This is a genomic window from Duganella sp. CF458 (assembly GCF_900113115.1).
Taxonomy (GTDB): Bacteria; Pseudomonadota; Gammaproteobacteria; order Burkholderiales; family Burkholderiaceae_D; genus Rugamonas.
The window spans coordinates 59,840-67,030 of sequence record NZ_FOOF01000025.1; the positions used below are offsets into that span (position 1 = coordinate 59,840).

The window sequence follows — 7,191 nt, forward strand, 5'->3', positions numbered from 1 at the left end:
GGAGGCTGCACATGCAAGACAATCCATTGGTCATCGCGGGCAAGGAATACAACTCGCGCCTGCTGGTCGGCAGCGGCAAGTACAAGGACCTGCCGCAAACCCGCGAAGCCACGCTGGCTGCGGGTGCGGAAATCATCACGGTGGCAATCCGCCGCGTCAATATCGGCCAGGACCCGCATGCGCCAAGCCTGCTGGACTATGTGCCGCCGCACGAATTCACCATCCTGCCCAATACGGCCGGCTGCTACACGGCGAAGGATGCGGTGTACACGCTGCAGATGGCGCGCGAACTGCTGAACGGCCACAAGCTGGTCAAGCTGGAGGTGCTGGGCGACGAGAAGACCCTGTTCCCCAATATGCCGGAAACCCTGGTCGCCGCGCGCGAGTTGGTGAAGGATGGCTTCGACGTGATGGTCTACTGCAGCGACGATCCGATCCAGGCGCGCATGCTGGAGGATATCGGCTGCTGCGCGGTGATGCCGCTGGCGTCGCTGATCGGTTCGGGCATGGGCATACTGAATCCGTGGAACCTGTCGCTGATCATCGAACAGTCCCATGTACCGGTGCTGGTCGACGCCGGCGTCGGTACGGCATCCGATGCAGCCATCGCCATGGAGCTCGGTTGCGACGGTGTGCTGATGAATACTGCCATCGCCACCGCCGGCGACCCGGTTCGCATGGCGCGCGCCATGAAGCTGGGCGTGCAGGCCGGCCGCGAAGCCTTCCTGGCCGGGCGCATGCCGCGCCGTTTCGCCGCCTCGCCGTCCTCGCCGATGGCGGGGAGGCTGGCATGAGCGACCGGCCTTGCGTGTTGGTGTTTTCCGGTGCCGATCCTTCGGGCGGCGCCGGCATGGCTGCCGACATCCAGGCCATCACGGCGATGGGGGCGCATGCGCTGCCGGTGCTGACGGCCATTACGGTGCAGGACAATAACCGCGTGCATGCCGTGATGCCCGTTGCTGCGGAAGTGGTGCTGCAACAGGCGCGCGCGCTGCTGGCGCAAGTGCCGGTGGCGGCGGTGAAGATCGGGATTCCCGGCAGTGCGGAAAACGCACAGGCCATTGCGACGCTGATTGGCGAACTGCGCGCCACGCATCGCGCTGCGGCGGGCGCGGCACCCGGCTGGGCGCAGCGCTTGTACAGCGACCCGCCGGTGGTGCTGGATCCGGTGCTGCGCAGCGGCCATGGCGATGCGCTGGGGCGCGACGATGCGCTACAGGCGCTGGCGCCCTTGCTGCCGCTGGCCACGCTGATTACGCCGAATGGACCGGAAGCTGCGGCCCTGGCCGGCAATGCCGCGCGCTATCGCATGCCGGCGCGGCTAGGCGCAGCGGCAACTGCCGGCGCCGCTGCGGTGAAGCGTGCCGCAGCGGCTTCCATGACTGGCGCGGGGGCTGCACCGGAAGAGGTATGGGAGGCTGCGGCTGGCGGCGGCGTGGCTGGCGAGCTTGCGCTGGCCGACGCGCTACCGATGGTGGCGTTGGCGACGCCCGGCGTGCCGCGGGCCTGGCACGGCACCGCTCACGGCGATGCCCTGGCCCATGCACGCGCGCTGCGCGCCCTCGGCTGCACCCATGTACTGGTGACCGGCGGCCATGACGAAGGCAGCGACGTGGTGATCAACCGCTGGCTGGGGCCCGACCGCCAGCAGAACTGGAGCTGGCCGCGCCTGGCCGGGGGCTTCCACGGCAGCGGATGCACGCTGGCCGCCGCCACGGCGGCGCTGCTAGCGCTGGGCAACACCATGGCGCAAGCCTTGACCAAGGCGCAAGGCTATACCCAGCGCGCACTGGCCGCTTCATATGCTATCGCGCCCGGCCAGCGCATTCCGCAGCGATAAGGAGAATCACATGCAAGGACTTTACCTGGTCACTCCCAATTGGGACGATACCGAAAAACTGCTCGAAGTGACCGAGCAGGCGCTGCGCGCCGGCATCGCGCTGCTGCAGTACCGCCACAAGGACGCCAGCCCGGCGCTGCGCCGCGAGCAGGGCGGGGCGCTGCGCGAGCTTTGCCACAAGTACAGCGTGCCTTTCCTGGTCAACGACCACGTCGCACTGTGCCGCGAGCTGGGCGCGGACGGCGTGCACCTTGGTGGCACCGATGCGCCGCTGGCCGAAGTTCGGGCTTCGCTCGGGCCCAACAAGCTGATTGGCGCCTCCTGCTACGGTGAACTGGCGCGCGCCCAGGCGGCGCAGGCGGCCGGTGCCAGCTACGTGGCGTTCGGCGGCTTCTATCCGTCCAAGGTGAAGCAGTACGCCGTCACCACCCAGCCTTCCATCCTGCGCCATGCGCGCGAAGTGATCGAGGTGCCGCTGTGCGTGATCGGCGGCATGACGCCGCAAAATGCCGCGCCGCTGGTGGCCGAGGGCGCGCATTTGGTGGCGGCAATTACCAGTGTCTACCTGGCCGGCGACGCCGGGGCGGCAGTGCGGGAATTTCAGTCTATAATTTCCCCATTAGCATAACCATAAGGTTGACGCCGATGAACGCCCAGACTCCGCCAAAGCGCCTGATCCTGATCGTCGATGATGACAAGATCCTGACCGAGTTCCTGGGCGAGTTGCTCGCCCGCGCCGGCTACGACACCATGCTGGCGCATTCATCGGACCAGGCCCTGTCCCTGATCGCCGAGCGCGAACCCGACCTGGCCCTGCTCGACATTCACATGCCCGGCATGTCGGGCCTGGACCTGGCCAAGCAACTGAACCGCAACACCACGGTGCCTTTCATGTTCCTCTCCGGCCGCGGCGATGCCGACGCCGGCAAGCAGGCCGCCGCCTACGGCGCGGTGGGCTTTGTGGTCAAGCCGGTCGACGAGCACCACCTGATGCCGGCCTTCGAAGCCGGCCTGGCGCGCGCCGATGAAATCCGCCAGTTGCGCCGCACCGAGATCAACCTCAATGCGGCGCTGGCAGCCGGGCGCGAAACCAGCCTGGCGGTGGGACTGTTGATGTGCAAGTACCAGACCGACCGCAACACCGCGTTTGAAGTGCTGCGCGACCATGCCCGCTCCAGCCGGCGCAAGATCAATGAAGTGGCCGATCAACTACTGGCCGCGGAAGAAATGTTGAACGGTTTGCATGCGGCGTTTAACTCACGCCTGAAAAAATAAAGCTTTCCGTCAGCCATGTGCTTGCATTAGACTAATCCGGTGGGCCCCGATTCGCCCACCGCAGTCCCCCTCAGCGGCCGCCCCTCCTTCGCGGCCCGGCAATATTCTTCGGCCCAGCTCCGCCGACCATCCCCTGCAGTGCGGAGAACCGCTTCATGAACATGCCATTTGATTTGCATCCGGCGCCACGGGTGCTGCACGTCGACCACGATGAAGATAGCGCCGTCGTCCTGGCCACTTTGCTGGCGCCTGAAATCCACGTGGTGCACGCGTCCAGCTTCAGCCAGGCGCAACGCCAACTGGAGCGGGGCGAATTCGCCCTGGTGGTGATCGATCCCGACCTGCCGGATGGCGACGGCCACAGCCTGATCCGCTCCATGCGCCAGACCGACCAGAACACCCCCGTGTTGCTGTATTCGGCCAGCCAGCCGATGCTGCACCACCAGGCCCACGCATTCCTGCCCAAGCCGTGGACTTCGCCGCGCCAACTCTGGCGTACCGTGTCGCATATGCTGGGGTTGGAGTCCATGCTGGCTGTTGGGAGTTAGGCTATGCTGTCGTCTTTATCAGTTTTGGAGTACAGGGATGAAGACGAGAGCCGCAGTTGCATGGAAGGCGGGAGCGCCGCTGACCATTGAAGAAGTGGACCTGGACGGCCCGCGCGCAGGCGAGGTGCTGGTGGAAATCAAGGCCACCGGCATTTGCCATACCGACCACTACACCCTGTCCGGCGCCGATCCGGAAGGGCTGTTCCCGGCCATCCTCGGCCATGAAGGCGCCGGCGTGGTGGTCGACGTCGGGCCGGGTGTCACTTCGCTCAAGAAAGACGACCATGTGATCCCCTTGTACACACCGGAATGCCGCCAGTGTAAATTCTGCCTGTCGCGCAAGACCAACCTGTGCCAGGCGATCCGCTCCACCCAGGGCAAGGGCCTGATGCCGGACGGTTCCAGCCGCTTCTCGCTGGACGGCAAGCCGCTGTTCCACTACATGGGCACATCCACCTTCTCCAACTACATCGTGGTACCGGAGATCGCACTGGCCAAGATCCGTTCCGACGCGCCGTTCGACAAGGTGTGCTACATCGGCTGCGGCGTGACGACCGGCGTCGGCGCCGTGCTGTTCACCGCCAAGGTGGAAGCGGGCGCCAATGTGGTGGTGTTCGGCCTGGGCGGCATCGGCTTGAACGTGATCCAGGCGGCCAAGATGGTGGGCGCGGACAAGATCATCGGCATCGACATCAACCCGGCGCGCGAAGCGATGGCGCGCCAGTTCGGCATGACCCACTTCATCAACCCGCGCGACGTGGAGAACGTGGTGGACGCCATCGTGCAATTGACCGATGGCGGCGCCGACTACAGCTTCGAATGCGTCGGCAACACACAGTTGATGCGCCAGGCGCTCGAGTGCTGCCATAAAGGCTGGGGCAAGTCGATCGTGATCGGCGTGGCGGCGGCAGGGCAGGAAATTTCGACCCGCCCGTTCCAGCTGGTGACCGGCCGCCATTGGCTGGGCTCTGCCTTCGGCGGCGCGCGCGGGCGCACCGACGTGCCGAAGATCGTAGACTGGTATATGGAAGGCAAGCTCAAAATCGATGAGCTGATCACGCACACCCTCCCGCTGGACCGCATCAACGAGGGCTTCGACCTGATGGAACGCGGCGAATCGATCCGCTCCGTGGTCGTGTATTAATCGTGTATTAATCGGGCATTAATCGTGTATTAAGCATCCTGGGCGGCGATTTCCGCCGCCTGTCGCAAAACCCGCGCCACCGCAGCGGCGCGCGGCTACATTGGCTCCTGAGCACTTGCACCTCGATCTAGACAAAAACTTCTAGACACAAAGTTCTAGATCATTTAATCTAGTTTGCAAGGACATCATCAAACCGGAGCCGCCCGCCATGAGCAACCTGCTGAACGCCGTCATTCCCGCCCTGGGCTGGTCCCTGCTGCACTTCCTGTGGCAAGGCCTGCTGATCGGCTGTGTCGCGGCACTGCTCCTGCACGCGCTGCGCAATGCCCGGCCGCAAGCACGCTACCTGGTAGCCTGCATGGCCTTGTTCCTGTGCGCCGCGCTGCCGCTGGCCAACTTTGCCTGGCGCCTGGCCGACGCCGCCGACACCGGCTACGTGCTGCCCGCCCCGCTCGAAGCCAGTGCCATCGCCGCCATCCCCGGCGCAGCCGACGGCCAGGGCGCTGAAGCGGCGCTGGTCGACGTCGACGCCATGGCCACCTGGGAATACCTGCTGCGCCGCCAGATGCCCTGGCTGGTGCTGCTGTGGGCCGCCGGCGCCGCCCTGATGACGCTGCGCCTGTCGCTTGGCCTGCAGTGGGTGCGCACCCGCACCCTGCCTGATCACTATCACGCCGATGCCGGCTGGCAGGCGCGCACCACGGCGCTGGCCCGGCGCATGGGCATTCGCCGCCTGGTGCGCCTCGGCGTATCGGACGATGGACTGGAAGGCCCGATCACGGCCGGCATCCTGCGCCCGATCGTGCTGCTGCCAGCCTCGCTGGTCAGCGGCCTGCCGCCCGACCTGCTGGAAGCGCTGCTGGCCCACGAGCTGGCGCATGTGCGCCGCCACGACTACCTGGTCAACCTGGTCCAGAGCGGCATCGAGATTTTCCTGTTCTACCACCCCAGCGTGTGGATGCTGTCGCAATGCATCCGCCGCGAACGCGAACAGATAGCAGACGACTTAGCCGCAAGCACGCTCGGCGAACCGCGGCGCCTGGCACTTGCACTTTCCGAGCTGGACAAGTTCCAGTTCACCACCAATCATTTTGCTGCCCCCGCGGCAAACGGAGGAGACCTCATGTCCCGAATCAAACGCCTGATCCGTCCCGATGCACAGCCACTGAGCTGGAAGATGGCGACCCCGTTGTTAGGAATTTTTGCCGCCTGCGCCGCGCTGTATGCCCATGCAATGCCGCAAGCCGTATCGCTCCCCGCCGCCAGCGCGGTCACCGCTACCGCGCCGGCCGCCGCCATGCTGCTGCACGTTACCGATGCCGGCGACCAGCACGAAGTGGAGCCTGCGCCACCGGCTCCGCCTGCGCCTCCTGCAGCGGCAGCGCCGCCTGCCCCGCCGATGGCAGAATTGGCACCTCCCGCACCGCCCGCCGCCCCGATGGCTGCGGTACCGGCCCCGCCCAAACCGCCGAAGCCCCCCAAGCCGGCAAGGGAGCTGAAGGAAATCGAAAGCAGCAGCTACATCTCGATCGATGACAACAGCCGCAGCGCCTACGCCTACGTGCGCGACAACGACAAACACCTGTCGGTGAACGGCTTTCACGGCGCGCCCGGCGACATCACGACGCTGAAGCGCCTGCGCCAGGACACCAAGGGCGAGTTCATCTACGTGCGCAAGAACGGCAAGTCCTACGTCATCCAGGACCCGGTCCTGCTGGGCAAAGTGCGCGAGCTCTGGAAGCCGGCCGAAGCCCAAGGCAAGATCATGGACGAACAGGGCAAGCTGATGGACGCCCAAGGCAAGCAGGTGGACGCCATGAGCGACCAGATTGCGAAAGAAGTCGAAGCGTCGATGGGCAGCAAAGAACAGCAAGCCATTGAGCGCGCAGTGGAACGCGAAATGGAAAAGTCCGCACGCCAGCAGGAACGCATTGCCCGCGCCATGGAAAAAGCCGGCCGCAAGATGGCAATGGCCGACGACCAGACCCGCGCCCAGCTGGAACGCGACCTGGAAAGCTTGCGCAAGCAGATGGAACCCCTGTCCGAAGAAATGGCACGCAAGGGAAATGAAATCGCCGCCCGCCACGCCGCCCTGGCAGCGCGCCAGGCACCGATAGCCGCCATGCACGCCCGCATCGCCGAAGCCTCCAAGCCGCTGCATGAAATGGGCCGCAAAATGGGCGAACTGGGACGCGAACAAGGCCGCCTGTCACGCGAGGCAGACAAAGCCTCCCGCGCCCTGATCGACGAAGCCATCAACAACGGCAGCGCCAAGCCAGTTATGTAATGAAAGTCGGGGTCAGATACCGTCTTGAATGGCAAGCCCTTTTTCCAAGTATTTTGGGTCAAAGGGTTTGCCCGACTTAACTACCCCGTAAATCAGA

Annotated in this window: 7 protein-coding genes; all 7 read left to right on the top strand. The window is 65.3% G+C overall.

The genetic code is table 11. The features are described 5' to 3' along the window. The first annotated feature begins 11 nt into the window (after positions 1-11). The 7 genes from BM269_RS27480 (at position 12) to BM269_RS27510 (ending at position 7,094) form a co-directional block, all read left to right on the top strand. Complete coding sequence (locus tag BM269_RS27480) at positions 12-794, top strand: thiazole synthase (RefSeq protein WP_090445263.1); 783 nt, start codon at positions 12-14, stop codon at positions 792-794. Beyond that, positions 791-1,840, top strand: a complete 1,050-nt coding sequence (locus tag BM269_RS27485) for a bifunctional hydroxymethylpyrimidine kinase/phosphomethylpyrimidine kinase (RefSeq protein WP_090445266.1) — start codon at positions 791-793, stop codon at positions 1,838-1,840. The genes BM269_RS27480 and BM269_RS27485 overlap by 4 nt, the downstream gene beginning before the upstream one ends. A gap of 10 nt (positions 1,841-1,850) precedes the next feature. Beyond that, the gene (thiE, locus tag BM269_RS27490; RefSeq protein ID WP_090445269.1) at positions 1,851-2,468 is read left to right on the top strand and encodes a thiamine phosphate synthase; all 618 of its coding nucleotides are present in this window, start codon (positions 1,851-1,853) and stop codon (positions 2,466-2,468) included. A 17-nt stretch (positions 2,469-2,485) separates the two neighbouring features. Continuing rightward, a complete protein-coding gene (locus BM269_RS27495) occupies positions 2,486-3,115 on the top strand; it encodes an ANTAR domain-containing response regulator (protein WP_090445273.1) in 630 nt (209 codons plus the stop codon). A gap of 155 nt (positions 3,116-3,270) precedes the next feature. Then, a complete protein-coding gene (locus BM269_RS27500) occupies positions 3,271-3,663 on the top strand; it encodes a response regulator (protein WP_090445276.1) in 393 nt (130 codons plus the stop codon). 37 nt (positions 3,664-3,700) lie between these two features. Further along, on the top strand, positions 3,701-4,807 hold the full coding sequence (locus BM269_RS27505) for an S-(hydroxymethyl)glutathione dehydrogenase/class III alcohol dehydrogenase (protein ID WP_090445279.1): 1,107 nt from the start codon (positions 3,701-3,703) through the stop codon (positions 4,805-4,807). Positions 4,808-5,015: 208 nt separating this feature from the next. Continuing rightward, complete coding sequence (locus tag BM269_RS27510) at positions 5,016-7,094, top strand: M56 family metallopeptidase (protein WP_090445282.1); 2,079 nt, start codon at positions 5,016-5,018, stop codon at positions 7,092-7,094. Positions 7,095-7,191 lie beyond the last annotated feature (97 nt).